Source organism: Candidatus Pelagibacter communis (assembly GCF_001179945.1).
In the GTDB taxonomy this organism is placed as follows: Bacteria; Pseudomonadota; Alphaproteobacteria; order Pelagibacterales; family Pelagibacteraceae; genus Pelagilacustribacter; species Pelagilacustribacter ubique_A.
In genome coordinates this window covers 54,498-80,466 of sequence record NZ_CVSG01000068.1, presented here as the reverse complement: position 1 = coordinate 80,466, position 25,969 = coordinate 54,498, and the positions used below count along the sequence as shown (strand labels likewise).

23 protein-coding genes and 3 tRNA genes are annotated in these 25,969 nt (G+C 29.3%); 6 read left to right on the top strand and 20 right to left on the bottom strand.

Annotated features, from left to right (window positions below; genetic code table 11):
• The first annotated feature begins 7 nt into the window (after positions 1-7).
• A complete protein-coding gene (locus tag AMN78_RS02460; RefSeq protein ID WP_075534009.1) occupies positions 8-322 on the top strand; it encodes a HesB/IscA family protein in 315 nt (104 codons plus the stop codon).
• Positions 322-1,098: an exodeoxyribonuclease III gene (gene xth, locus AMN78_RS02455; RefSeq protein WP_075534008.1), complete on the top strand. Its 777-nt coding sequence runs from the start codon at positions 322-324 to the stop codon at positions 1,096-1,098. Before AMN78_RS02460 ends, xth begins: the two co-directional genes overlap by 1 nt.
• Here the strand turns inward: xth and AMN78_RS02450 are convergent.
• The 7 genes from AMN78_RS02450 to AMN78_RS02420 form a co-directional block, all read right to left on the bottom strand.
• The gene (locus AMN78_RS02450) at positions 1,091-2,293 is read right to left on the bottom strand and encodes a sugar phosphate nucleotidyltransferase (protein WP_075534007.1); all 1,203 of its coding nucleotides are present in this window, start codon (positions 2,291-2,293) and stop codon (positions 1,091-1,093) included. The two genes, xth and AMN78_RS02450, sit on opposite strands and share 8 nt — an antisense overlap.
• Positions 2,293-4,011, bottom strand: coding sequence for a dihydroxy-acid dehydratase (ilvD, locus tag AMN78_RS02445; RefSeq protein WP_075534006.1), 1,719 nt, complete (start codon positions 4,009-4,011; stop codon positions 2,293-2,295). Before ilvD ends, AMN78_RS02450 begins: the two co-directional genes overlap by 1 nt.
• A complete protein-coding gene (locus AMN78_RS02440; protein WP_075534005.1) occupies positions 4,012-6,660 on the bottom strand; it encodes a valine--tRNA ligase in 2,649 nt (882 codons plus the stop codon).
• Positions 6,661-6,691: 31 nt separating this feature from the next.
• Entirely contained in the window at positions 6,692-7,954 is a 1,263-nt protein-coding gene (locus AMN78_RS02435) for an MGH1-like glycoside hydrolase domain-containing protein (protein ID WP_075534004.1), read from the bottom strand.
• On the bottom strand, positions 7,954-9,147 hold the full coding sequence (locus AMN78_RS02430; protein ID WP_075534003.1) for a carbohydrate ABC transporter permease: 1,194 nt from the start codon (positions 9,145-9,147) through the stop codon (positions 7,954-7,956). Before AMN78_RS02430 ends, AMN78_RS02435 begins: the two co-directional genes overlap by 1 nt.
• Positions 9,137-9,793: a carbohydrate ABC transporter permease gene (locus AMN78_RS04075; protein WP_256997702.1), complete on the bottom strand. Its 657-nt coding sequence runs from the start codon at positions 9,791-9,793 to the stop codon at positions 9,137-9,139. Before AMN78_RS04075 ends, AMN78_RS02430 begins: the two co-directional genes overlap by 11 nt.
• Positions 9,794-10,444: 651 nt before the next feature.
• The gene (locus AMN78_RS02420; protein ID WP_075534002.1) at positions 10,445-11,767 is read right to left on the bottom strand and encodes an ABC transporter substrate-binding protein; all 1,323 of its coding nucleotides are present in this window, start codon (positions 11,765-11,767) and stop codon (positions 10,445-10,447) included.
• Between the two features lie 120 nt (positions 11,768-11,887).
• On the opposite strand from AMN78_RS02420, the gene AMN78_RS02415 reads away from it, so the two are divergent.
• From AMN78_RS02415 to AMN78_RS02405, 3 genes are all read left to right on the top strand, one after another.
• The gene (locus AMN78_RS02415; RefSeq protein ID WP_075534001.1) at positions 11,888-12,943 is read left to right on the top strand and encodes an ABC transporter ATP-binding protein; all 1,056 of its coding nucleotides are present in this window, start codon (positions 11,888-11,890) and stop codon (positions 12,941-12,943) included.
• A 28-nt stretch (positions 12,944-12,971) separates the two neighbouring features.
• Positions 12,972-13,045: transfer RNA gene (locus AMN78_RS02410), tRNA-Cys, on the top strand.
• A 48-nt stretch (positions 13,046-13,093) separates the two neighbouring features.
• Positions 13,094-13,169 (top strand) — tRNA-Asn (locus tag AMN78_RS02405).
• 1 nt (position 13,170) lies between these two features.
• Here the strand turns inward: AMN78_RS02405 and AMN78_RS02400 are convergent.
• Both AMN78_RS02400 and AMN78_RS02395 read right to left on the bottom strand, forming a co-directional pair.
• Positions 13,171-13,536: a helix-turn-helix domain-containing protein gene (locus tag AMN78_RS02400; RefSeq protein WP_075534000.1), complete on the bottom strand. Its 366-nt coding sequence runs from the start codon at positions 13,534-13,536 to the stop codon at positions 13,171-13,173.
• Between the two features lie 143 nt (positions 13,537-13,679).
• Entirely contained in the window at positions 13,680-14,363 is a 684-nt protein-coding gene (locus AMN78_RS02395; protein ID WP_075533999.1) for a DUF6134 family protein, read from the bottom strand.
• Positions 14,364-14,375: 12 nt separating this feature from the next.
• On the opposite strand from AMN78_RS02395, the gene AMN78_RS02390 reads away from it, so the two are divergent.
• Positions 14,376-15,371, top strand: coding sequence for a cysteine synthase A (locus AMN78_RS02390; RefSeq protein WP_075533998.1), 996 nt, complete (start codon positions 14,376-14,378; stop codon positions 15,369-15,371).
• On the opposite strand, the gene AMN78_RS02385 is transcribed toward AMN78_RS02390, so the two are convergent.
• From AMN78_RS02385 to AMN78_RS04200, 11 genes are all read right to left on the bottom strand, one after another.
• Positions 15,366-16,097, bottom strand: coding sequence for an amino acid ABC transporter ATP-binding protein (locus AMN78_RS02385; RefSeq protein ID WP_075533997.1), 732 nt, complete (start codon positions 16,095-16,097; stop codon positions 15,366-15,368). The genes AMN78_RS02390 and AMN78_RS02385 overlap by 6 nt on opposite strands.
• 1 nt (position 16,098) lies before the next feature.
• Positions 16,099-17,352, bottom strand: coding sequence for an amino acid ABC transporter permease (locus AMN78_RS02380; protein WP_075533996.1), 1,254 nt, complete (start codon positions 17,350-17,352; stop codon positions 16,099-16,101).
• Positions 17,349-18,524 (bottom strand): amino acid ABC transporter permease, encoded by a 1,176-nt coding sequence (locus AMN78_RS02375; RefSeq protein WP_075533995.1) that lies wholly within the window; start codon positions 18,522-18,524, stop codon positions 17,349-17,351. Before AMN78_RS02375 ends, AMN78_RS02380 begins: the two co-directional genes overlap by 4 nt.
• Positions 18,525-18,588: 64 nt before the next feature.
• Positions 18,589-19,629, bottom strand: a complete 1,041-nt coding sequence (locus AMN78_RS02370) for an amino acid ABC transporter substrate-binding protein (RefSeq protein ID WP_075533994.1) — start codon at positions 19,627-19,629, stop codon at positions 18,589-18,591.
• Positions 19,630-19,787: 158 nt separating this feature from the next.
• The gene (gene zapE / locus AMN78_RS02365) at positions 19,788-20,834 is read right to left on the bottom strand and encodes a cell division protein ZapE (protein ID WP_075533993.1); all 1,047 of its coding nucleotides are present in this window, start codon (positions 20,832-20,834) and stop codon (positions 19,788-19,790) included.
• A gap of 3 nt (positions 20,835-20,837) precedes the next feature.
• Positions 20,838-21,902, bottom strand: a complete 1,065-nt coding sequence (locus tag AMN78_RS02360) for a tartrate dehydrogenase (protein WP_075533992.1) — start codon at positions 21,900-21,902, stop codon at positions 20,838-20,840.
• Positions 21,903-21,909: 7 nt separating this feature from the next.
• Positions 21,910-22,881 (bottom strand): UDP-glucose 4-epimerase GalE, encoded by a 972-nt coding sequence (gene galE, locus AMN78_RS02355; RefSeq protein ID WP_075533991.1) that lies wholly within the window; start codon positions 22,879-22,881, stop codon positions 21,910-21,912.
• 12 nt (positions 22,882-22,893) lie between these two features.
• Positions 22,894-22,970 (bottom strand) — tRNA-Arg (locus tag AMN78_RS02350).
• Between the two features lie 17 nt (positions 22,971-22,987).
• Entirely contained in the window at positions 22,988-24,058 is a 1,071-nt protein-coding gene (locus AMN78_RS02345; protein WP_075533990.1) for an ABC transporter ATP-binding protein, read from the bottom strand.
• Between the two features lie 12 nt (positions 24,059-24,070).
• Positions 24,071-25,687, bottom strand: a complete 1,617-nt coding sequence (locus AMN78_RS02340) for an ABC transporter permease (RefSeq protein ID WP_075533989.1) — start codon at positions 25,685-25,687, stop codon at positions 24,071-24,073.
• 96 nt (positions 25,688-25,783) lie between these two features.
• Positions 25,784-25,957, bottom strand: coding sequence for a hypothetical protein (locus AMN78_RS04200; RefSeq protein WP_179850603.1), 174 nt, complete (start codon positions 25,955-25,957; stop codon positions 25,784-25,786).
• Between the last annotated feature and the right edge of the window lie 12 nt (positions 25,958-25,969).

Genomic DNA, 25,969 nt, shown 5'->3' with positions numbered 1-25,969 from the left:
AATAATTATGGAAAAAAAATTAGAATTTACCAATAGTGCAAAAAACCAAATAGAAAAAATCACTAAAAGCGAAGAAAAAAAATATTTTAGAATTTCAGTTCAAGGGGGCGGGTGTTCTGGATTTAAATATAATTTTAGCTTTGATAATAAAATTGAGAAAGACGATATTTTATTTAATAAAACTGTGATAGATAAGCAGTCACTTGATATTATAGCTGGCTCAACTGTTGATTTTAAAAAAGAAATGATTGGTGAGTCTTTCTCTATAAATAATCCTAAAGCTTCGGCTTCATGTGGATGTGGTCTTTCTTTTTCAGTTTGATGAAAATAATTTCATGGAACGTGAATTCAGTCAGAGCAAGAATTATCAATATTATTGATTATATCAAAGAATCGAATCCTGATATTTTATTACTCCAAGAAATTAAAACTCAAGATATTAGTTTTCCTTATGAAGATTTTAAAAATATTGGGTACAATTCTTATGTTTTTGGTCAAAAAAGTTACAATGGTGTTGCTATTGTATCTAAACAAGAATTAGATAAAATAAATAATAGCTTTATTAAAGACGATTTGAAACAATCTAGAGTAATTACTGCTGAGTTAAAATTAAAAAAAAAAAAGATAGAACTTATTAATATTTACGTTCCAAATGGAAATCCTGTAGATACAGAAAAATATGAATATAAAAAAGAGTGGTTAAAAAAATTTATTTCAAATATTAAAAAGAAAATTCAAAAAAACTCGAATATTTTAATCGCTGGAGATTTTAATATTATTCCTGAAGAAATAGATGTTCATGATTTTAAAAGATATGAAAATGATGCTTTAGGTAGATTAGAAATAAGAAAAAAATATAGAGAATTAATAAATTTAGGTTTTAAAGATGTATATAGATTTAAAAATAAAACAAAACAAGAGTATACCTTTTGGGACTACTTTGCAGGTTCTTGGCAAAAAAATTATGGTATGAGAATAGATCATTTCTTGCTTTCAAATAGTTTAACTGAAAATATCAAATCAATTCATATAAATAAAAAACCGAGATCTAAAGAAAAACCATCTGATCACACACCTATCGAACTTGAAATTATTTAACTCTACCGTATATATCTTGATATCTAACTATATCAGTTTCTTTTAAAATTGATCCTAATTGAGCTTCAATTATTTTTACCGGTTTCTTAAACGGGTTTTCTATTCTGTGAATAGATTTAACTGGTATAAAAATAGTTTCATTAGTTTTCAAAAAAAATTTTTTTTTGTTAAGAGTTATTTTTGGAGTTCCTTGAGTTACAACCCAATGTTCAGAACGATAAAAGTGCTTTTGAAGACTTAAAACTCCTTTAGGTTTTACATAAAGTTCTTTAATTAAAAAATTTTTACCATTATACAAATTTGTATACCTACCCCAAGGTCTGTAAAAAATATTTTTCTTTTTTTGATATCTAGACTTTAGTTTATCATAGATTTTGCAAATTTCTTTCCAGCTACCCAGATCAGACCAAGGTATATTTAGATTTATAGCATTAATATCTTTTGATTTTTCCAATATTGCGTAATCGAAAGAAATTGTCTTGCATTTTAAAAAGTCATTTTTATTCAGATAATAAACATTATTTTTTAATTTTGATTTATTTACAGAGTTTAAACAACAATTAAAGTTTCTGTTTTGATACTTTTTGAAGTTATTAATTATTGATTTTTTTGTTAAAAAAAACATTCCTGAATTCCAATAAGCATTTTTTTTAATAATTTTTTTTGCTTTTTCTAAGTTTGGTTTTTCAATAAATTTTGAAACCTTATATTTATTACTAACTCTTTTTGATAAAAAATAACCAAACTCAGTTGAAGGGCTGAAAGGTTTAATTCCAAATATAAAGATATTTTTATCTGTAAGGTATTTTTGGTGTTTTTTAATAGATTTATTAAACAGGTTTGTTTTCTCAATTAAATGATCTGATGTTAGAAAAATTAAGGGTTGACTCTCAGGTATTTCTTTTATTAGTGCTGAACTGAGTATAGCAGGGGCAGTATTTCTTTTCGCTGGTTCAAGAATAATTTTATATTTTTTAAAGCCTTTTAATCTTAAATGTTTTTTAATTTCTCTTAAATATTTTTTATTAGTGCTAATTATTGGATAATCAAAAATAGAATTTTTTATCCTCTCTAGAGTTTTTCCGAATAACGTCCAATTTCCAAAATCAATAAACTGCTTTGGTTGATGATGTTTTTTGTCTGACCAAAGTCTTGTGCCTGAACCGCCACATAAAATTACTGGACGTATTTTCATTAAATTTTCGAATATTCTTTAACTTCTTTTTTCTTACCTGGATGTGTTGGAGCACCAAGATAAGCAGGTCCTACTGTTTGAGCATATTTCCAAATCGTTCCCGATCCAAAACTTGATTTTTTTTCTTTCCATTTTTTTCGTCTAGCTCTTAATTGAGCGCTAGTAAGCCTTACATTAATTGATCCTTTTTTTGCGTCTATATCTATTACATCCCCATTTTTAAGAAGCGCAATTGGGCCGCCCATTGCAGCTTCTGGGCCAACGTGACCAACACAGAAACCTCTAGTAGCTCCTGAAAATCTTCCATCAGTTATAAGTGCAACTTTTTCACCTTTGCCTTGCCCATAAATAGCTCCAGTTGTTGAGAGCATTTCCCTCATTCCCGGTCCACCTTTTGGACCTTCGTATCTAATTATTATTACATCACCATCATTATATTTTTTTGTCTGTACTGCTTTCATCGCGTCTTCCTCATTATCAAAACATCTAGCTTTACCTGTAAATTGTAATTTTTTTAATCCTGCAATTTTTACGATTGCTCCGTCTGGAGCTAAATTACCTTTTAATCCGACAACTCCACCATCTGGAGAAAGTGGATTGTTATATTCTCTTAAAACTTTTTGATTAGTATTAAACTTAATATTAGCTAAATTTTCTCTCATAGTTTTGCCTGTAACTGTCATGCACTCGCCATGAATATAACCTCCGTCAAATAAAGTTTTTAATAACATAGGAACACCACCGGCTTCCCACATGTCTTTTGCAACATATTTTCCTCCAGGTTTTAAATCAGCAAGATAAGGAGTTTTTTTAAATATTTTTGCAACGTCCATTAAATCAAATTTTACTCCTATCTCATTAGCTAGTGCAGGTAAATGAAGGGCTGCGTTAGTGGAGCCTCCAGTAGCAGCCACAATTGTTGCTGCATTCTCTAAAGATTTTTTTGTTACTATTTCTCTTGGTTTAATTTTTTTTTCTAATAAATTCATAACCGCTTGACCACTTTCATAAGCGTATTTATCTCTTTCCTCATAAGGGGCTGGCGTCCCAGCTGAATAAGGTAAAGCCAACCCTATCGCCTCCGATACACACGCCATTGTATTAGCTGTAAATTGACCTCCACAAGCCCCAGCACTTGGACAAGCTACTAATTCCAATTCTCTTAATTCTTCAGAAGACATTTTGCCTGAGGAATGTTTACCTACTGCTTCAAAAACATCTACGACGGTAACATCTTTTCCTTTAAATTTTCCTGGCAAAATTGATCCACCATAAATGAACACACTAGGTACATTCAATCTCAACATAGACATCATTAAGCCTGGAAGAGATTTATCACATCCGGCTATACCAACAAGCGCATCATAACAATGTCCTCTCACTGTCAGTTCTGCTGAGTCAGCTATTACTTCTCTAGAAATTAATGATGATTTCATTCCTTCATGACCCATGGCAATACCATCTGTTACAGTTATAGTACAAAATTCTCTTGGCGTTCCACCAGATTGTTTTACTCCTTTTTTAACTGACTGTGCCTGTCGCATTAAAGCTGTATTGCAAGGTGCAGCTTCATTCCAAGTGGATACTACGCCTACAAACGGTTTCGCCACATCCTGCTCGGTTTCTCCCATTGCATAGTAAAAAGATCTATGTGGAGCTCTATCTGGGCCTAAAGAAGTATGACGACTGGGTAGTTTTTTTTTATCAATTTTAGACATTTAATTAATACTAGACACAATACTTCTTAATTTTCCATCTTCAATAGTTAATTCTTTAACTAAATTTTTGTCATTTTGTACTATTTCTTTAGGCGCATTTGTCACATAAGCCTTATTTTTAAGCTTATTATTTAAATTAATTATTTGTTTATTAATTGTCTCAATTTTTTGTAAAATTCTCTCTTTTTGAGATCCTAAATTTACATCCTCATTAAAATTTAATGAAAGTTTTTCCTTAAGGACCAAGATATCTATTGAATTTTTATCTCTTACCTTTGTTGTAAGGACATTATTTACTCTACCAACCTGTTTAATCAATATTATATTTTTATTTATCAATTTCTTTAATTTCACTGATTTTTCATCAAAAAATATATCACAATATAATTTTGGCGTAATTTTTAACTCTGCTTTAGTAGATCTAATGTTAGAAATTATTTCAATTAAATCATTTATATTATTTTGATTTTTGCTAAATTTATTTATTACTTTAAAATCTGGCCAACTGGAACAAATTAAAAAATTATTGAAAATCTTTTTATAAGCATTTAAAGACCACAAATTCTCAGTGAAAAAAGGGATAAACGGATGAAGAATTCTAAGAATATTTGCCATCATAAAAGATGAGAAGGCCTTTGCCTCTTTAATTTCAATTTTATTTTTTGAATTTAAGATGGGTTTTAAAAACTCTAAATACCAATCGCAATAAGAATGCCAAACAAATTGATATGCATACCTTGCAGCCTCATCAAACCTAAATATTTCAATATTTTTTGTTATTAAATTTTGTGTTTTAATAAATTCATTATAAATCCAATGGTTTATTGGAAGTTTGATTGAGGTCAAATTAATCTTTTTATCTAATTTACAATTATTAAGTTTTAAAAAATTATTTGCACTCCAAATTTTTGTAATAAAGTTTCTATTTCCAGTAACTCTATCTTTTGATAATTTTACATCTCGTCCTGGAGAGGCCATCGAAATTAAAGTAAACCTCAAACTATCTGCTCCATATTCATTTATTAAATCTAATGGATCAATCACGTTACCTTTTGACTTTGACATTTTCTGCCCCTTTTCATCCCTTACTAAGGCATGAACATATACTTTATTAAAAGGTGTATTTTTTCTAAAATAATTTCCCATCATCAACATCCTTGCTACCCAAAAGAAAATTATATCAAAACCAGTAACAAGAACTGAAGTTGGATAAAATTTATTAAGTTCCTTTGTTTTGTTTGGCCATCCAAGAGTTGCAAAAGGCCAAAGAGCTGATGAAAACCAGGTATCTAAAACATCTGTTTCCTGTCTTAACTTAAATTGTTTATTTCCGTTTTTTTTCTTTGCTAGCTTTGTTGCATCTTTTTCATTTTCAGCAACGAAAATATTTCCTTTTTCATCATACCAAGCAGGTATTCTATGACCCCACCAAATCTGTCGAGATATACACCAAGGCTCAATATTATTCATCCATTGAAAAAATGTTTTTGACCAATTGCTTGGAAAAAAAGTAGTTTTGCCCTCTTTTACTATCTTAATTGGTTTTTTAGATAATTTTTTCGCATCGACAAACCATTGCTCTGTTAATAGGGGTTCAATTATAGTGTTTGATCTATCTCCATATGGAACTTTATTTTTAATATTTTCAATTTTAACAAGAGAACCTGTGTCCTTTAATTTTTTAATTATAAGCTTTCTTGCTTCAAATCTGTCTAAACCATGAAACTCTTTAATTCCATTTTTGTTTATTGTCCCATTCTCCTCAAAAATGTTTATTATTTCTAATTTATTTCTCTTGCCTACTTCATAGTCATTGAAATCATGTGCTGGTGTAATTTTTACGGCTCCTGAACCTTGTTCTGGATCAGCGTAATTATCAGAGATTATTTTGACAGTCCTATTAACAATTGGAATAAGAACATTTTTTCCAACTAAATTTAAATATCTTTTATCTTTTGGATTTACAGCAACCGCGGTATCTCCCATCATTGTTTCTGGTCTGGTAGTGGCGATAGTGATTTTTTGATCTGAGTTCTCTATCGTATAATCAATATAATATAATTGAGATTGAACATCTTTTTGGTTTACTTCCAAATCGGAAATAGCAGTTTGAAGTTTAGTATCCCAGTTGACTAATTTTTTGTCCTTGTAAATAAGCTTATTTTTGTAAAGATCAACAAAAACTTTAATTACAGCTTTTGAAAGGTCTTTGTCCATGGTGAACCTGGTTCTTGACCAATCACACGAACAACCTAATTTCTTAAGTTGATCTAAAATTATTCCACCAGACTCCTCTTTCCAATCCCATATTCTTTTAATAAATTTTTCTCTTCCTAAATCATTTTTTTTAATTCCTTCTTTTAAAAGGTTGTTTTCAACAACCGCTTGTGTTGCAATTCCAGCATGGTCTGTTCCTGGCTGCCACAGAGTTTCGAGGCCTTTCATTCTATTAAATCTAACTAAGACATCTTGGAGACTATTGTTTAGAGCGTGTCCCATATGTAATCTGCCAGTTACATTAGGTGGAGGAATTACTATAGAGAATTTTTTATTTGATTTGTTCTTTTTTGGTTTGAATAATCCTTTTTTAATCCAAAAATCTGAGATTTTTTTTTCTTCTTTACTATGGTTATATTTTTTAAATTCCATTTTTTTGATATCTAGAGATATATATCAGATTTTAATAACTATTAAGTTTAAAATCTAGGTATAAGGCAGCAGTCCAAGAAAAATTTTTAGCACCCATTCCTAAACCTGACTTACAACTGTAATATTCTCGAAATTTTTTTTTTTCGACTAAATTCAAGGTCTTTTTCTTTATTGTTTCTGCGAACTTCTTGTCTTTATTTTTTAAACCTTGGTATAAAATCCAATTACAATTAACCCATACCGGCCCTCTCCAGTAACGTTTTTCTTCGAATGATTTATGTTTAGAATTTATTGAAGGAAAAAGATATTTGTTATTTTTATTATATTTTTTTAAACTTTTTATTAATGATCTGTTTATTGAATTATTATTTAAATCAGCAAATAGCATAAAAAAATTAGTTATTGAAGGTATAGCTACTAAACTATTGTTTCTTATATCTTTATTCTTGAATGTCATTTTTTTTGAATTAAATAATTTTATAAGTTTGCTCTCATTTAAAAGAATATATTTTTTTATGGAAGAATTTCTTTTACCTATACATCTAAGTAAAAAATCTATATCTTTTAAAGCTTTTAGAAAAAGCGAATTAAATCCAACATCTACAACATTAAATTTTGATTTGAAGTAAAGTTTTTTTGGATCATAATTCATTTCCTTTAAATGATTTTTAATAGTTACATATCTATCATAATCAATTTTCAAAGGTCTTTGGCTTTGGTTGACAATTATATTATCCTTTCTCTTATAATTAAGGTTTAATTCTGTTTTGATCTTGCTCATCGGTTTGTCCCATAAAGGAGAATTATCATAACCACTTTCCCATGGGTGTAGTATAGAAATTAAACCAGTACGTTTAGGATCCCTGTATCTAATAAACCATTCTAAACATTTTTTAATTTTTAAAATTAAAGATTGATATTTTTTTATTTCTTTATTTGAAAAATTTTGTCTCTCAATAATTATCCTTAAAATACTTGCCAAGATCGGTGGTTGAGTTATTCCAGATGAGGAAACTTTTTTACCACAATTCCATGCTTTATAGTTAGGAGTATAATTTAAATCTTTAATATGGAAAAGAATGTGTGGTATCATTCCGTCATCCCATTGACCTGAAATCAGAGTTTCAAGTTCTTGAAATGAATAGTCCAAATTGAAATTAGAATATCCTAATGCAATAAAAGCTGAGTCCCAATTCCATTGGGCTGGATAAAGTTTAGTATTAGTTGGTAAAGTGTAATTTAATCTTCTATTATTTATTAAGGTTCTCTTTGCTTCTTTAATTGAGTTATTCATTATCCTTTGACACTTCCAGCTGTTAAACCACTTACTAAATATTTTTCGAAATATATAAAAATTAAAAGTATTGGCAAAGTAACTACCACAGATCCAGCCATTAGATATTGCCGCGGTGTTTCGGCATCACCAGTTAAATGATTTATTGCTCTAGATAATGTGAATGTTTTTGGATTATCTAAAAACATGAGAGAAAATAAAAATTCATTCCAAGCTATCATAAATACGTATAACGATACTGAAGCGATAGCAGGTAAACTAAGAGGAATTATTATTTTAATAATTATTCCAAACCAATTTTGTCCATCTATAAGTCCCGCCTCTTCAATTTCTTTAGGTATGCTTTTAAAGTATCCCTGAAGCATATAGATGGCTACAGGTAAAGTGGTTGCTGTATAAACTATTAGTAAACCTTCCACAGAATTCCTCAAACCTAGTTGACTAAAAACAGTGTATAGAGGAATTACTAATACTATTGCTGGAAACATATAAATTATTAATATTGATGTTGAAAGAAAGGTCTTACCGAAGAAATTTAATCTTGCTACAGCATACGCTGCGGGGATAGCAAATAATAAGGTTATTAAAACAGTTCCAATTGATACATATGAACTTGTAAGAATATATCTACCAAAATCATACGTTTTGAAAATGACAAAGTAAGACTTAAATATCTCAAAAATATTTTTTGAAAAATCAATACTTAGATCAATCGGATTGATTAATAAAGCTGTTTGCGTTTTAAAGCTGGTAACAAACATTATGTAAAATGGAAACAATATAACTAATGCAAAAAATACTATTGCAAATAAAGATAAAAACTCAAACACAATTTTTTCAGATATAAAATCCTGATTTAAATATTTTAAATCATATTTTTTTAATTTATTTGTAAAAAATAAAATTAGTAAAAAAATGCCTACTGAAAACCACATAGGTGAGTTTTCATTTAAAAATGTATATAAAATTGTAAATAATAAGGATAATATAAAAATTTTTAAGTTATGATTAAACTTTTTTCCAATAAATACACAAGTTATAACTAGTCCGAGTGATAATAATAGATTTAGATTAAAGTTAAGATTTGTAAAACTTAAACCTTGCAAAGTTGCTAATATTTTCCATATACAAATTATTATTGTAAGAAATATTGATGATGCAATTAAAGTTATTATTAAAGATTTAAATTTCATTTGCCTTTTTTCCAATTAATTTAAAATAAATAATCATAAAAGATATTAATAATAATACGATTACTATTGAAACTGCTGAACCCATGCCAATATTTGATACTGCAAATCCCTGTTGATAAACGCTTATTGGTAACGTTAAAGTACCCGAAGCACCGCCTGTTAACAAAAATATATCTTCAAATTTATTAAAGTTCCAAATAAATCTAATCATAAATAATATTGATAAAATCGCTGTAATTTGTGGAAGAGTAATATAAAAGAATTTTCTAAATGGCCCAGCACCATCTACATCCGCGGCCTCATAAAGATCCTTTGGAATAGCTTGTAGTCTAGCTAATATAAATAAAAAAGCTAAAGGAAAATATCGCCAAATCTCAAAAAATATAACTGTTGTCAATGCTAATCTAAGTTTCAACTCAAATCCTAAAATATTAACAATTAAATACTTTTGTCCAAGTAAATTTATAGGTTTTTCAATGACTCCGTAATTAACAAGAAGAGAATTTATCGTACCGCTATTAGGATCTAAGAGTAAAGTCCAAGTATAAGCCAAAGCAACCACAGGTCCTACGTAGGGAAAAAGCAGTATACTTCGCATAAAAGTTCTTCCATAAAATTTTTGATTTACAAGTTGAGCAGCAAATATGCCAAGTAAAATAGCTCCAAGTGTTCCAAAAAAAAGTAAAGTAAAAAGTTGTCATTAAAAGCTCAACAAAATTGCTATTTATGAAAACATTTTTAAAATTTTTAAAAGTAAAATCAGTAGTCAATAAAATATTATTTGATTTTCCACTCAAATCTGGTTTACTAGATTTTATATCTTTACTATTAATAGCATCATTATTTACGTCTTTTACAAATATTTCAAAATTTTCACGATATCCTGCTTCCCAATCTCCAAAAAAACATTTAACTTTTTGTGACTTGAATTCACATCTTTTATCCAAATTTACTGGATCAATATTTTTAGGTAATTTATCTGAAAATCTAACTTGTCTAATATCTTGGATTAGAGAACTATTTCTTAATTTATAGATAATTTTTAATTCAGAATTGCTATCTTGTATATTTTTAACAATTTTTTTTGCCCTAGGCTCGGGTATTCTTATATCTTTGAGTTCAACTTCTTTAAAACTAATCCAAACGTTTGCAAAAATTGGAAATAAAATAATTGCAAAAACTAAACATACAGCTGGTAAAATAAGTGTGTAAGCTGTCCTTTTTTCTAATTTTGATAATGTAGTGCTCATTTAAAAGCGGATAATATCTTATTATCCGCTTTTAAGAAATAAATTTGCTAGAATTTTGCTAATTCTGCGTTAATTTTTTTAACTGCCTCATCAACAGTTATCTGGTCATCAATGTATTCTCTTGTAATTCTATTCAAGAATTGGGCATTGATTATTTTTGATGCTCTAGAAAGCTCCCCTTCTTTTACACCCCATCTGTTTGCAGTATCTAATCCAGCAACAATGTTATTGATTACATCTGGTGAATAAAGTTCAGTTAATGGTTTTTTTCTATCTACACCAACTGGTAATTTACTCCAAGCTTTTGTAAATGCAGCAGGATCTGAAGAATTTCCTCTTCTTACAGGAAATTTACCCTCAGGAGCGATTGCTAGCGTGCTTGTGTAACCTTCGTCCATAGAATACTCAACAAACTTTTTAGCTTCATCAGTATCTGCATCAGCTGTAATACCGAAATATCTTACATCTGCCCATGCAGCACCTTTCTTGTTATTTGGTCCACTAAAATTCGTTATGAAACCAGTTTTAGAAGCAAGTTCAGGTGATGTTGGATCGCTGTTTATTGTTGGTGGAGCTGAATCTCTTAGTCCAGCTAATTCATCCATGATAAACGGTGACCAAATTATCATTGGTGTTTTACCAGCAAAGTATAACTCCCTAGATTGTTTCCAGAATAATTCTCCAGGAGGACTCGCTTTAGCTATAACTTTATAAAACTCTAAAGAGTTTTTAAGAGCTTTTCCTTGTTTTTTTGTTCCACCCTTTTTAACAAAGTTAACACCATTTGCTAAAAGAACATGTTCAAGAACTTGGCTCATAAAGTTTTCGTCAGTTTTAGTTGCAGCTACAAATCCAAACATGTCTCCGCCTGAAAGAGCTTTTACAGCTTTTGTAATATTTTCATAACTTGTTGGCGGTTCAAGACCTGCTTGTTTGAATAAGTCTTTTCTATAAACTACCATTTGTGTCCAGCCGTCAACTGGTACAGCAGCAATTTTTCCACCCTTCTTTGCCATGTTTAATGCTCCTGGAGCAAAAGTTTTCTTTCCTAAACTTTTAACAACATCATTATTAGCATTTACATCAAGTATACCTGCTTCAGCCCAAGGTAAGACATATTGAAGTGTGTGATAGATCACATCAGGAAGATTTCCTGCGGCTGCGGCTGCAGTAGCTCTAGAGCCTAAATCTTTTTCCTCTACCGGTATAACTTCAACTTTTATACCAGTCTTAGATTCAAATGATTTAGCCATCTCCATTTGTTTTTCCATTCTTGCTGGTTGAACTTCAGTAGTCCAAAAAGTTATATCTGCAAAACTATTAGACGTTAATAAAGTTAAAGCAAAAATGAATGTTAATAATTTTTTCATCTTTCCTCCTATTAATTATTTAAATAATGCTTTAAGTTTAACAAGATGGATAAAAAATCTTCTATGATTTTAATGCATACGAGATTTGATAAAATTAAAGATTTTAGAATTTGTTAAAATATGGCCTTTTTAAAATTTGAAGATATAGACAAATCTTTTGGTGAAAACAATGTAATTAGTAAATTTAACCTGGAGGTTGAAAAGGGGAAATTTATAGTATTGTTGGGTCCATCTGGTTGCGGAAAATCTACGCTATTAAGAATGATAGCTGGGTTAGAAAAAATTGATTACGGTAAAATACTTTTAGAAAATAATCTTTTAAATAATTTATTGCCTTCAAAAAGACAAATCGCAATGGTTTTCCAGTCTTATGCTTTGTATCCTCATATGAATGTTTTTGAAAACATCTCTTTTGGTTTAAAATCTGAAAAAATTTCAAAAGATCAAATAAAAGAGAAAGTAACTGAGGCTGCAAAAATCTTAAAGATTGAAGACCTTTTGAATCGAAGACCAAAGGAATTATCTGGTGGACAAAGACAAAGAGTTGCTATTGGTAGGGCAATTACAAGAAATCCTAAATTATTCTTATTCGATGAACCGCTTTCAAATCTTGATGCAGCTCTAAGATCAGAGATGAGAGTTGAAATATCAAAATTACATAAAAAACTTAAAAGCAATATTATTTATGTAACTCATGATCAAATAGAGGCAATGACTCTAGCTGACAAAATCGTAATTATGAACAAAGGAAATATCGAACAGTTTGGTACTCCGAATGACATTTACAATAATCCAAAGAACGTTTTTGTAGCTGAGTTCATTGGTAATCCAAAAATGAATATTATAAAAATCGAAAAAGAAGATATTGTAAATAAAAATACTTTAAATTTGTTCAATAATATAATTAAATTTGAAAACTCGAATTTTATTAATGATATTTATGTTGGAATTAGACCAGAAGATATCTCTTTGGAAAATAAAAGTGAAATAGCAGTTGAAATTACTGTCGAACTAATTGAAAACCTAGGATCAGAAAAAATTATATACACATACTTAAATGATACAGAAATAAGAATAAAATCCAGTAAAAATATTAAAGATAAAAATATTACAATTTACTTACCAAGAAATAAGTTATATTTATTCGATAACAATAAGAACAGATTTAAAACATGATACTTATCATGATTTTATCTTTAAGAATGGCCACGTGGCGGAATGGTTACGCAGAGGATTGCAAATCCTTTTATCCCAGTTCGATTCTGGGCGTGGCCTCCAAAAAAATTAGTTGTTTTATTATATTAAAAAAAGTATGTTGCCATTTATTCCTCGGTAGCTCAGTTGGTAGAGCAGTTGACTGTTAATCAATTGGTCGCAGGTTCGAGTCCTGCCCGAGGAGCCAATTATCCAACTTTTTCAAATTTTGATGTATTGTTTAAAATCTGCAAAATTTTTTCTTTTTGCAATTTAGACAACGAAGCGAAAGTTCTACTCAAGAATGAATAGTTTAAATCATCATTAGCATCTGAGTTTGAAATAACATCTTTAAATTCTTTAAAATCCTCAAAGAAATATATAATTGGAACCTTTAAAAACTGAGATAATTGCATTAATCTGTTAGAGCTTACACCGTTGGTGCCCTTCTCGTATTTTTGAATTTGTTGGAAAGTAACGTTTATTGCTTGTGCAACTTTTGTTTGAGTTAATCCTAAAGATAATCTTCGCAATCTCAACTTCTTACCTAAGTGAACATTAAAATTTTCTTCCATGGAACTCCCTAAAATTTTAAATATAGAACCTCAAAATGAACTTTTTGGCAATAGAAATAATTTATTTTTTTTGGGGGTCAGAAGTGCTAAAAAACCATATATTTAGTATTGACTAAAGTTAAAAAATAAAGACCAAAATTTAATTATTTTACTTTTTTTAACCTATATTCCCAATATCCTGTTTTATCGAAAGCAGCTTTCACCCACAGAAAAGTATTTTCTTCGTACCAAATGTCAGTGTTAAGTTTTTTATCTTTAGATAAACTTGGGTCAGATGAGCTAAAATTAAATCTTAATGTTTTGTATACTTTTCCTCCAATTTTAACATCTTCCTTGCCCTTAAATTCCACTTTTTGTTCTATTATTCGACCTGAAACCGCACTAATTTGAGCTTTCTTACTAACAATTTCATGGTTCCACCAAGTTCCAATAATCATGTCTTTATCTACTTTTCCTTTAAAAGATGAGCCATCGATAACTAAATCTTTGTCTTTTGTATCAACTGTGATTTTCACATATTTTTCTTTTTTATTTTGATTTGTTTCTGAATTAAAACCTGAAAAAATTCCATCTTTATATTTTTCAACCCCCTTAGCATAATAATTATAAAGATTTACACCTAGCTTTGTAATTTTAAAACTTACTTCGTTGCTAATAGTCAAATCATTCCCATTTCTTTGAAATTTATAGATATGATAGCCTATAGATTTGTTATTTCTGAATAATTCATATTCCAAATAATTATATTTTGAATAGTGATCTACGTGAGCATTTATATTTAAAGTTGAAAAAAATATTAAAGCAATTGAAAGTATGTATTTTTTCATATATTTAATGATATGGAAACTAGTTCTATAATTTCTCAAATTGGGAATACACCATTAGTAAAGTTAAAACAAGCCTCAGATTTAACTGGCTGTAATATTTTCGGAAAGGCTGAATATTTAAACCCTGGAGAATCTGTAAAAGACAGAGCGGCATTATTTATTGTTGAGGATGCAATTAAAAGAAAATTGATATCAAGAGGTGGTATAATAGTTGAGGGAACAGCTGGTAACACTGGAATAGGTTTAGCTGTAGTCTGTAAAGAATATGACCTTAAATTAAAAATAGTAATTCCAAATACCCAGTCAGTAGAGAAGAAAGAAACTCTCAAAAAATTAGGCGCTGAATTAATTGAAGTTGATGCTGTTCCTTACTCAAATCCTAAAAATTACATTAAACAATCGAAACAAATCGCTGAGGATTTAAATAAAAAAAGTAAAAGTGGAGTATACTGGGCCAATCAGTTTGATAATGTTATTAATACTGATGCTCATATCAAAACAACCGCAGAAGAAATTTGGGAACAGACTGCCGGTACGGTCGATGGTTTTACTTGTGCTGTTGGGACAGGTGGAACTTTAGCAGGAGTATCAATAGGATTAAAAAATAAGAATAAAAATATTAAGATTGCTTTATCAGATCCGATGGGTTCTTCACTATTCTCTCATATTAAGAATAACAAATTAGAAAGCTCAGGTAACTCGATAACTGAAGGTATTGGAACTGCGAGAATAACAAAAAATTTTGAAAAGGCATTAGTTGATGATGCTTTTCAAACAAACGACACTGAGGCTTTAAATATAGTGTATGAATTAATAGAGAAGCAAAAAATTATACTAGGTGGATCTTCAGGTATAAATATCGCTGGGGCTATTAAGTTAGCAAAAAAAATGGGTCCTGGAAAAACTATAGTTACTATTCTTTGCGATCATGGGAAAAGATATGCTAGTAAAATCTTTAATAAAGAATTTTTAAAAAGTAAAAATTTACCAATACCAAAATGGTTATAATATTTGACTTAGAAATAGTTTAGTACGATCTGATTTTGGATTTTCAAAAAATTCTTTTGTTTTTGCTCTTTCAACTATTTTTCCTTCATCCATAAAAATCATATAGTCTGCAACTTCCTTAGCAAAACCCATTTCGTGAGTAACTACTATCATAGTCATTCCACCTTTTGCTAAATCGACCATTACATCTAATACCTCTTTAATCATTTCTGGATCTAATGCGGAAGTAGGTTCATCAAATAACATAATTTTCGGTTCCATACAAAGTGCTCTAGCAATAGCTGCCCTTTGTTGTTGACCTCCTGAAAGTTGGCCCGGAAATTTTAGGGCTTGATCATCTATTTGAACTCTTGTTAAATTTTTCATTGCAACTTCCTCAGCTTTTTTTTTAGGTAACTTTTTTACCCAAATAGGTGCTAAAGTACAGTTATCTAAAATTGAAAGATGAGGAAATAAATTAAATTGCTGAAATACCATACCAACTTCAGCTCTTATCTTTTCAATATTTTTAGTGTTCTCAGCTAATTCTGTGCCGTCAACAATAATATTTCCCTCTTGATGTTCCTCTAGTCTATTGATGCATCTAATTAAAGTCGATTTTCCTGAGCCAGACGGTCCACAAATAACTATTTTTTCTTGTGGAGCAACCTCAAGATCAATATCTTTTAATACCTGAAATTTATCAAACCATTTGTTAACTTTTTTTAACTCAATTATTTTTCCCATTTTATCTTTCTGTGCTTAACTTTTTTTCAAGGTTTTGACTGTATCTACTCATTGCATAACATATAACCCAAAAAACTAAACCTGCAAATACATATCCTTCCATAGCCATACCTAACCATTTAGGATTAGTCTTAGCTAAACCTATCATACCTGCTAATTCCATCAACCCTACCACAAAAATTAATGGTGTATCTTTTACTAAGGCTAGTAGTGTATTTGCTATTCCTGGAATTACTAATTTTAGAGCTTGAGGCAATATAATAAGTGCATTCATTCTCCAATACCCCATTCCTAAAGACTTAGCAGCTTCGTATTGACCTTTTGGAAGAGCTTGAAGCCCACCTCTGACTACTTCGGCCATATAAGCTGCCTCGAATAAAGTAATAGCAAACAATACTCGAATTAATTTATCAATGAACGTACCGTCAGGCAAAAACATTGGAAACATTACTGACGCCATAAATAGTACTGTTATTAATGGAACACCCCTCCAAAGTTCAATAAAGCCAATAGAAATATATTTTATTGCAGGAAGATCAGATCTTCTGCCTAATGCTAAAAAGACTCCAATAGGAAAACAAAAAATTATTGCAAAAGCAGAAATTATAAATGTAAGTGACAAACCACCCCAAGCTGCAGTCTCTACATATTTAAGACCAAAGTCACCTCCAGAAATTAGCTTGATTCCTATAAAAGGATAAATAAATATAAGAAAAAAGATAAAATATTTTTTAATTTTTCTTGGTGAAAAAAAAGCAATTCCTACCAGAGCAAAAAGAGATAAAAAAGCAGTATTGATTCTCCATTGTTCAGGATCAGGGTACATACCATAAATCAATCTTCTAAACCAAACTTTTATAAATACCCAGCAAGCGCCTTGACCAGTACAATCGTCTTTTGAACTTCCAATAAAATTTGCATCTAAAAAAAACCAATTAATTAAAGGTGAAATTGACTTTATAATTATAAATAAAGTTAAAAGAGTTAAAATAGCATTAAAGTTACTTGAATTAATATTTTTGTTTAATAAATCTAATGTTCTTAATCCACTAAACTCCACTCTAATAAGAAAAAAACCAATAAAACCAAATATTAATGGAAAAAAATAACTTATGCCTTTTGGAAAGAAACCTACAAAATCAAACTGAAAAAATGAATTTAGAATTACATTTAAAAAACTTAAAAAAATAAAGGTAATACCAATAGGTAAATAAGTTTTGAGATTCTGCTTTGAAGGTTTTAAAATATTCATCATTTTTCTTTTATTGCCATTTTTTTGTTATACCAATTCATAAATACAGAGATAGCTACACTTAAACTTAGATAAGTTAGCATCGTAATTGAAATTATTTCGATAGCTCTACCTGTTTGCATTAAAGCAGTGCCTGCAAAAACTAACACTATATCTGGATAAGCTATTGCAGCTGCCAAAGACGAATTTTTTGTTAAGTTTAAGTACTGATTTGTAGTTGGTGGAATTATAATTCTAAGAGCTTGAGGCATTACCACTAATTTCAAAACTTGATTTTTATTTAATCCTATACTTAATGCGGCTTCTTTTTGTCCCTTGCCGACTCCTAATATTCCCGCCCTAACATTCTCAGCAATAAATGTAGCTGTGTACATTGATAAAGATAATGCCAATGCAAGCAGTTCAGGAATGATGTTTACTCCACCATCAAAAGTAAAAATTGAAGGTGAAAGCTGCTTTAAAACTGGATATTCAAATGAAAGGTTTACATCAAATAAAAAAAATGAGATTAATGGAAAAGTTAATAAAATTAAAAGTGAAAATATAAATACTGGAACTTGTCTACCATACTGTTCTCTCTGCTTTCTAGCATAGTTTCTTAAAAAATAAATTGCTGTTATTGAAATTATTATCGCAATTATAAAGAAGTTAAAATTATTCCATATGAACTTTGGAACATAAAAGCCTTTCACTGTTAAAAATGAAATATCATAAAAATTAATTGCTTCATTTGGTAGTGGGAGGGCCCTAAGTGCTGCAAAATACCAAAAGAATATTTGTAAAATAAGAGGAATATTTCTAAAGATCTCTACATACCATTCTGCTACCTTAGAAATCAAATAATTATCAGACAACCTTGAGACACCAACAATAACACCAAGGATAGTAGCAAAAAAAATTCCTATTACTGAAACTAAAAGAGTGTTTAATAAACCAACAAGAAAAGCTCTAGCGTATGAGTATGAACCATTATAATCTATAAGTGAAAAAGTTATATCAAATGAAGATTCTTGGTTTAAAAAACCAAATCCAAAAGCAATCCCCCGATTGCCCATGTTAGTTTGAACATTGGTAACAAAATAAATTATTACAGAAAATAATACGGTAAGTATTAAGATTTGAGGTATTAAATTTCTTATTTTTTTGCTTTGAAAGCTTATATTTTTAAAGTTCATGAGAATGTTTAGAGAATAAAAAAAAGGGCTGAATAAATCCAGCCCTTTTTAATTAATTTATGAATTATCTTGCAGGTGGAACATAAAGAATTCCGCCCTTAGTCCAAAGTTGATTTGGACCTCTATTAGGCATAATTCCTGTATCAGCAAGGTGTTTTTTGTAGCTTTCACCATAGTTTCCAACTTGCTCTATAATTCTTAAGCTCCATTCATTATCCAGACCGAATGCAGCACCTAATTCACCCTCTGCTCCTACTAATCTCTTAATAGCAGGATTATCAGATTCTTTCAGACTAGATGCATTAGCTGAATTAACACCGTATTCCTCTGCTTCAATAAATGTATTTAAAGACCATCTTACTATATCTTCCCAAACATTATCTCCTTGTCTCACAACAGGACCTAATGGCTCTTTTGAGATTGTTTCTGGTAATACTTTATGTTCAGAAGGATCTTTCATTTTTGTTCTTTGCGCAGCTAGACCAGATTTATCAGTTGTATAAGTATCACATCTTCCTGCGTCATAAGCTTGAACAACTTCATCTGCACTTTTGAAACCAAGAGGTTCATACTTAATATTTTTTGAGTTGAAAAAATCTCTCATATTAAGTTCAGTAGTAGTACCAATATTCGTACATGCAACTATACCATCTTTGAATTCATTCACAGAATTAATTCCAGAACTTTTTCTCACCATAAAACCTTGACCATCGTAAAAGTTTACACCAACAAAAGTTAGTCCAATGTCAGCGTCTCTTGATAATGTCCAAGTTGTATTTCGTGATAAAATATCTATTTCACCAGAATTTAATGCTGTAAATCTCTCTGCAGCGTTTAATGGAGTATATTTAACTTTATCAGCATCACCTAAAACAGCTGCTGCTACAGCTCTACACACATCCACATCGATCCCAGACCAATTTCCTGATGCATCAGCATTTGAAAATCCAGGAACTCCTTCAGAAACTCCACACTTTACAAAACCAGCTTTTTTCGTGTTTTCTAAAGTTTTGGATTTTTTAGACCCTGCACCATCTTGACCGCAAGCAGCTAAAAGTAGAGATGCAAAACCAACTAAAATCCAATTTTTTATAGATTTAATCATATTATGATTTCCTTTTTTTTATTGTTAACAATATTTTGAATTATGTATTCAAAATGATTAAACGAATTATGATTTATTTTTTTTTCAATTTCAATTTTAAACGGGTCAATATGTAGAAGTAAATCTATTTATTTTAACTAAATGTGTTTATTTACAACCTAAACTAAAAGATTATTTGATGCAGTCATTTCATAAACTCTGCTAATTGTCCTTTTGAAAACTTCAGCGTGTTTCTTTGATGTTCCTAACCTCATAATTTCTGTCTCCATTGAAATTGTCAAACCAACTTTTTTTTCATAAAAAATATCAATTAAGGTAATAAATCTAAGTTGCTGGTTAGAGTTATAGTCATTAAAGATAGGTACTTCTTCAATAAAGATATGATTACAAATTCTAGATAAATTTAAATAATCCTCTGCTCCCAAATTTTTATCACATAATTCTCTAAAATTAAATCTAGCTACACCATCATAAAAATTATTTAAATTAAAAACTCTTCCTTTTGTGTTTATTGACTTTTTTTCTTTTTTTAAATTTTTTGTCAATATTCTAAATTTTTGATTTACATTAAACAAAGTTTTTTCATTTAAGGGATAAAAAATTCTTTGATATTTATCTTGTCTCTGTGTTCTGTAATCATCTTCTAAAAACAGTTCTTTTTGCACTGATTTTTTATTGATTAACTCAAGAAAAGGTATGAATTGCTCCCTTTGTAATCCATCTTTGTAAAGATCAGTAATTTTAGTATTAGTTGTCAAAATGATTTTAATGTTTTCTTCAAATATTTTTTCAAATAATTTTCCAAGAATCATTGCATCAACAATATTTGTAACTTGAAATTCATCTAAAAAAATAAGATCGAATTTTTTTTTTAAGTTTTTAACGAATTTTTTAATTGAATTTTCTTCATTTTCTTCGTGTCTGAAATCATGAAAATTAATCATAAATTCATTAAAATGAACCTTCATTTTATTAGCCTTAACTTGCTGATATACTTGATTCACTATCATTGTCTTTCCAACACCAACACCGCCGTATAGATAAAAACAATATTTATCTGTCTGCGTAAAGAAATTAAGTAATTTCTTTTTTGTATTTAAAAAATCCTCTAAAGAATTCACTATTTCTATTTGTTTGTTATTAATTTCAAATTTATTACTATGGCAAAATTCTATAAAAGAATTTTGTAAAGAATTTTTAAACATTAATTATATGTTATTAAATACAGCTCTAGCGCATTTTACTGTATCGCTATTACCTTGAAGGTCCTTTGTTCTACTCTCTTTTTTTGCCAACGTTTTCTCAATTGAATTTTCTATGCTTTTAGATGCTTCATGCTCTCCTAAAAAATCTAGCATCATCGCTCCAGACCAAATTTGGCCAATAGGATTTGCTATTCCTTTACCTGCTATATCGGGTGCAGAACCGTGAACTGGTTCAAACAGTGATGGAAATTTTTTATCAGGATTTATGTTTCCTGATGGAGCTATTCCAATTGTTCCAGTACATGCTGGCCCTAAATCTGATAAAATATCTCCAAATAAATTTGAGGCAACTACAACGTCAAACCATTCAGGTGTTAAGACAAATCGTGCAGTGAGTATATCAATATGATATTGATCAGTTTTAATATTAGGATAATTTTTTTTCATTAAATTAAATCTTTCATCCCAATATGGCATAGTGATTGAAATCCCATTTGACTTTGTTGCATTCGTCACTTTTTTTCTACCTCTTGATTTAGCTAATTCAAAAGCAAATTTTTGAACTCTATCAATTCCATGTCTTGACATAATAGTTTCTTGAATAGCAATTTCCCTCTCCGAGCCTTGAAACATTTTCCCTCCTACTGATGAATATTCTCCCTCGGTATTTTCTCTTACGATGAACATATCTATATCACCTGGATTTTTATTTGCTAAAGGACAAGGAACACCATTAAATAATTTTACTGGTCTTAAATTTATATATTGATCAAATTCTCTTCTAAATTTTAGTAGAGAACCCCAAAGGCTTATATGATCTGGAACTTTTGAGGGATCTCCTACTGCACCAAAATATATCGCGTCATGACCTGAAATTTTTTCTTTCCAATCATCAGGAAGCATTTTTCCATTTTTTTCATAATAATCGCATGAAGCAAAATCAAATTCATCAAACTGTATGTTGAATTGATGTTTTTTTGCAGTTTCTTTTAATACTTTAATACCTTCTGGCATTACTTCCTTACCTATCCCATCGCCAGCTATTGTTGCTATTTTATAATTCTTCATAATAGTATTATTGTCTTTTTTCCCATATTAAGCAACTTTTAACAATTTTTCTTAAATTATTAAATTTTGGCTTCCAACGAATAAAACGCATTAATTTATTATTTGATGCGATAATTTTGACTAGGTCAGCTTTTCTCCTTTTTGTAATCAATATTTTTACTTTTTTCGAAGTTTGTTTTTTGAACTCTTTGGCAACCTCTAAAACTGATGTCCCTTTATTGTAACCACAATTGAGTATTTTAGATTTATTTGTTTTATCAATTTTTTCTAAGACTTTGAAATGAATCTCTGCAATATCACTTACATGAATAAAATCCCTTATACACGACCCATCTTTTGTTTTATAATCATTCCCATAGATTTTGAAAATAGGCCTTTTTTTCATAACTTCTCTTGAAAAATTTTTAAATAAATGATCACTTTTATTTATCAATCCAATTTTTCCAGACGGGCTAGACCCAGCGATGTTGAAATATCTAAGTATACCGTAATTAATATTGTTTTTTTTGCAAAAAGATTGAATAATCTTTTCGCATTTTACTTTTGTTCTACCATAAACACTTTTGGGTTTAATAATTGAATTTTCTGAAACTTTAAACTGACCATCCTTATAAATTGCTGCAGTCGAGGAGAATATGAAATTTTTAATAGTATTATTACTGCAAGCTTTTAACAAATTTTGTGTTCCAATAACGTTATTCCAATAGTATTTTTTTGGATATTTTTCACCTTCGCTTATTATTAAATTTGCTGCTAGGTGAATTACGGAGTCAATTTTATTTTCTTTAATAATTTTTTTTATATTTTTATTGTTATGAATATTTAGTTTAAAAAACTTAGCTTTTTTATTTATAAGAGAACGGTAGCCCGTTGATAAGTTATCTACTATGTAAATTTTTTTTTTATTCTTTACTAATATTTCAGAAATATGTGATCCTATATAACCTGCTCCACCAGTAATAAGAATATTTTTGATCATAGTTTAATTGATTGGCGCGCCCTGAAGGATTCGAACCTACGACCCTCGGTTTAGAAAACCGATGCTCTATCCAGCTGAGCTAAGGGCGCTAAATTAATATATTTACTTAAAAACATACTAAGTGGTCAATATAAATCGGAGATTTGACACCGAATTGTTCTGATTTTTCATGTTGGTGTATATGGTGAGAATGAACAAATACAGGTAAATGCTCACCTTTTTTTGTCTTTAATGTGTAAATGAAATTTGTGCCTCTAAACTTTCTATCTACTACTTCAAGTTTTAATTTACTTTGATCGTCATGGATTAGGTCTTCGGGTTGCAAAAGAAGTTTAACTTTAGATCCTGATGGAAAACTATTAGATAATTTTCCTCTTATCTCGCCTAGTTCCTCATGTCTTAATCTATGAACTGCACACTCACTGTCAACTACTTGAACGTCTATAAATATTCCTTTGTTCAAAAAATTGGCAACATCAATTGAATTTGGTTCGTGATGAACATTATATGGCACATCAAATTGTTTTAATTCCTGGTCTAATATTATTCCACATTTGTCCGCCATCGAGAATGCTTCGTAAGAGTCATGAGTGACAATAATCGTTGTCAGGTTTATTCTTTTTAATAATTTTTTTACAGAAACTTGAATTTCTTCCTTTAAGCTTTGATCAATATTAGAAAAAGGCTCATCTAATAATAATAAATCAGGTTTAGACATTAAAGATCTCGCTAAAGAGACTCTTTGTGCCTCTCCAGCACTTATTTGATGAGGAAATTTTTCTAATATTGGTTCAATTCTTAATAGTTTAATTATTTCTTTAACGTCTATTTTAGAGTTGTTACCGTTTAATCTTTTTTCTCCAAAATTAATGTTATCAATTACCTTATAGTTTGGGAATAATGAATTATCTTGGAATGAAAGAGCAATATTTCTATTTTCTGGTTCAATATTAATTTCATCTGAAGCTAAGATTGTATCTCTAAGTTTTATTTTTCCAGCACTGAGTTTTTGTAATCCAGCTATTGTTCTTAAAATTGTAGTTTTTCCTATTCCTGAAGGACCTAACAAAGAAACTATTTCACCTTGTTTTTTAATTGTAAAATTTACGTTATTAACTTTATTTGTTTCACTTGCAGTGAAATACCCGTTTTGAATTTCAAAAAAATTCTTACTCATTTTTAGATTATATTAATTTTTTTTTGAAAGTATATATCTAGATGACAATAGAATTAAAATAGTCGCCCAAAAAATTAGAAAAAGAGATGGCAAAGCAGCTGCTTCAAGCAAATCTTGAGATGCATAAATATATGCTTGAGTAGCGAAAGTTTCAAAATTAAAAGGTCTTAAAATCATCGTCATAGGCAATTCTTTAATCACCTCTAAAGAAATTAATAAAACGATCAATATAACATTTGTACTTAAGTATGGGACGTGTATCTTAAAAAAAGTATTAAATTTAGAGTAACCAAGAAGATATGCACTTTCATCTATCGAGTTATTTATTTTCTCATAGCTAGATCTAATTCCATTAAAAGATAAAGAAAAAAATCTTATAAAATAAGCTAAAATAAGTCCAAAGATAGACCCTATGAATAAACCTTTAATACTTTTAAAATTAAAAAAGTGAGATAAAAAATCGCTCAAATTAGAAAAAAAAGTAATAAAAGCAACTGCTAAAATTACTCCAGGTATTGCGTATCCTGAAATAGAAAAATTGGTTAAATAGTCCAGAATTTTACTTTTCGATATTCTGCTCCCATAATTAATAAATAATGAAATAATCACAATAAATGCACTGGCTATTCCAACTAAAATTAAAGTATTTAAATTAATTTTGATTATATCAATATCTTGGATATATTTTGGAAATTTAATGGTCCAATAAATCATTTGAGAAACTGGAAAAATAAAACTTAATAGAAAAATCAATGAGCAAATAAAAATTGGAATTATAGACTTTTTTCCAGTTAACTTAATTTTAGTAATTGGCTTAAATCCTCTACCTGGTTGATGATACCTTGCTTCTTTCCTTGAATAAATTTCTATCGAAAACAGTAAGAGAATAAAAATTAGTAAAATAAAAGATATCTGATTAGCGGTGTTTAAATCATCAAAAGAAAGCCATGAGTTATAAATTCCAGTAGTCAATGTATTAACACTAAAAAATGATACAGTGCCAAAATCTGACAAACATTCCATTGATACTAAAGCTAATCCCGCAATTATTGCTGGTCTTGCAGAAGGTAAAATTATTCTAAAAAAAGTTTCTCTAGATGAAAGACCTAGATTTTTTCCTACTTCAATATAATTATTCGATTGATAATAAAATGATGCTCTTGTCAAAACATAAACATATGGAAATAGGGAAAATGATATAGATAATATAGCTCCGATTAACCCATCTATTTTAGGTATAATTGGATTATAATTATTTTCACCAAGAAAAAATGTTAATAATGAAAAGGCTGTACCGTAATTTTCAAAAAAAGCTATTATTGAAAATGCATAAATATATCCAGGAACTGCGAAAGATAAGATTAACGCCCAACTAAAAAATTTAGATAGAGGAAAATCATAAAAAGATACAAAATATGCGGAAAAAATTCCGAGAATTAAAGTTAAAAGCACAACAAAAAATAAGACTGTTATAGAATTAAAAATATAATCAATTAAAAAAGTTTCTTTTAATATGAAAATATAACTGCTTGTTTCGGTAAAAAAACTTGAAAAAACGGTAATAATTGGCATAGCTACAACTGCGGCTACAATCAGTGATCCAAAAAACCATATATTATATTTTGTCATTAATAAGTTTTGTTATCACATAAAGTTTTCTGGCTAAAGCGGCTTGAGTGTGAAATTTAGCTAGCATTTAAAGCCAGAGATATTAACGTCAAACTCTTAATACTTTTTATCAAACATTGAGGAAATAATATTTTTAACCTCCTCAATTTTGATTTCAGAAACTTTCCTATGTGAAATTTTTTTTTCCATTTTTTTAGCTTCTGACATACAAGGCGAACAACCTGTATTTAACTTATTCAAGTTAATTTTTTTTTTTATTGTTCGCTCCATATATTTATTTAT

Coding starts and splice junctions, on each gene's coding strand:
- AMN78_RS02460 (WP_075534009.1), top strand. CDS start 8: ATGGAAAAAAAATTAGAATTTACCAATAGTGCAAAAAACCAAATAGAA.
- xth (WP_075534008.1), top strand. CDS start 322: ATGAAAATAATTTCATGGAACGTGAATTCAGTCAGAGCAAGAATTATC.
- AMN78_RS02450 (WP_075534007.1), bottom strand. CDS start 2,293: ATGAAAATACGTCCAGTAATTTTATGTGGCGGTTCAGGCACAAGACTT.
- ilvD (WP_075534006.1), bottom strand. CDS start 4,011: ATGTCTAAAATTGATAAAAAAAAACTACCCAGTCGTCATACTTCTTTA.
- AMN78_RS02440 (WP_075534005.1), bottom strand. CDS start 6,660: ATGGAATTTAAAAAATATAACCATAGTAAAGAAGAAAAAAAAATCTCA.
- AMN78_RS02435 (WP_075534004.1), bottom strand. CDS start 7,954: ATGAATAACTCAATTAAAGAAGCAAAGAGAACCTTAATAAATAATAGA.
- AMN78_RS02430 (WP_075534003.1), bottom strand. CDS start 9,147: ATGAAATTTAAATCTTTAATAATAACTTTAATTGCATCATCAATATTT.
- AMN78_RS02420 (WP_075534002.1), bottom strand. CDS start 11,767: ATGAAAAAATTATTAACATTCATTTTTGCTTTAACTTTATTAACGTCT.
- AMN78_RS02415 (WP_075534001.1), top strand. CDS start 11,888: ATGGCCTTTTTAAAATTTGAAGATATAGACAAATCTTTTGGTGAAAAC.
- AMN78_RS02400 (WP_075534000.1), bottom strand. CDS start 13,536: ATGGAAGAAAATTTTAATGTTCACTTAGGTAAGAAGTTGAGATTGCGA.
- AMN78_RS02395 (WP_075533999.1), bottom strand. CDS start 14,363: ATGAAAAAATACATACTTTCAATTGCTTTAATATTTTTTTCAACTTTA.
- AMN78_RS02390 (WP_075533998.1), top strand. CDS start 14,376: ATGGAAACTAGTTCTATAATTTCTCAAATTGGGAATACACCATTAGTA.
- AMN78_RS02385 (WP_075533997.1), bottom strand. CDS start 16,097: ATGGGAAAAATAATTGAGTTAAAAAAAGTTAACAAATGGTTTGATAAA.
- AMN78_RS02380 (WP_075533996.1), bottom strand. CDS start 17,352: ATGATGAATATTTTAAAACCTTCAAAGCAGAATCTCAAAACTTATTTA.
- AMN78_RS02375 (WP_075533995.1), bottom strand. CDS start 18,524: ATGAACTTTAAAAATATAAGCTTTCAAAGCAAAAAAATAAGAAATTTA.
- AMN78_RS02370 (WP_075533994.1), bottom strand. CDS start 19,629: ATGATTAAATCTATAAAAAATTGGATTTTAGTTGGTTTTGCATCTCTA.
- zapE (WP_075533993.1), bottom strand. CDS start 20,834: ATGTTTAAAAATTCTTTACAAAATTCTTTTATAGAATTTTGCCATAGT.
- AMN78_RS02360 (WP_075533992.1), bottom strand. CDS start 21,902: ATGAAGAATTATAAAATAGCAACAATAGCTGGCGATGGGATAGGTAAG.
- galE (WP_075533991.1), bottom strand. CDS start 22,881: ATGATCAAAAATATTCTTATTACTGGTGGAGCAGGTTATATAGGATCA.
- AMN78_RS02345 (WP_075533990.1), bottom strand. CDS start 24,058: ATGAGTAAGAATTTTTTTGAAATTCAAAACGGGTATTTCACTGCAAGT.
- AMN78_RS02340 (WP_075533989.1), bottom strand. CDS start 25,687: ATGACAAAATATAATATATGGTTTTTTGGATCACTGATTGTAGCCGCA.
- AMN78_RS04200 (WP_179850603.1), bottom strand. CDS start 25,957: ATGGAGCGAACAATAAAAAAAAAAATTAACTTGAATAAGTTAAATACA.